The sequence below is a fragment of the Clostridioides sp. ZZV14-6154 genome (assembly GCF_020657785.1).
Taxonomy (GTDB): domain Bacteria; phylum Bacillota; class Clostridia; order Peptostreptococcales; family Peptostreptococcaceae; genus Clostridioides.
In genome coordinates, this window is the sequence record NZ_JAGWCY010000073.1 from 1 (window position 1) to 319 (window position 319).

General features: G+C 50.2%; 2 tRNA genes and 1 rRNA gene. All 3 read right to left on the reverse strand.

Features of this window, described 5'->3' with window-relative positions:
• Positions 1-18: 18 nt before the first annotated feature.
• Positions 19-104: transfer RNA gene (locus KGF45_RS19770), tRNA-Leu, on the reverse strand.
• A gap of 6 nt (positions 105-110) precedes the next feature.
• Positions 111-185 (reverse strand) — tRNA-Asn (locus KGF45_RS19775).
• 7 nt (positions 186-192) lie between these two features.
• Positions 193-309 (reverse strand): 5S ribosomal RNA (gene rrf, locus KGF45_RS19780).
• Positions 310-319: the final 10 nt, after the last annotated feature.

Here is a 319-nt window from a genome sequence, read left to right on the forward strand (position 1 = left end):
TATTGTTTGTTTTATAAGTGCCGAAGACCGGAATCGAACCGGTACGAGAGGTAAGTCCCGCAGGATTTTAAGTCCTGTGCGTCTGCCAGTTCCGCCACTTCGGCTTTTTTTGGCTCCAAGGGTGGGGCTCGAACCCACAGCCTACCGGTTAACAGCCGGTTGCTCCACCGTTGAGCTACCTTGGAATATTCAACGTGGCTACGTCCTACTCTCCCAGGCAGTTTCCCACCAAGTACCATCAGCGCTAGAGAGCTTAACTTCTGTGTTCGGAATGGGAACAGGTGTATCCTCTCTGCTATTGTAACCACATAATCTTTAT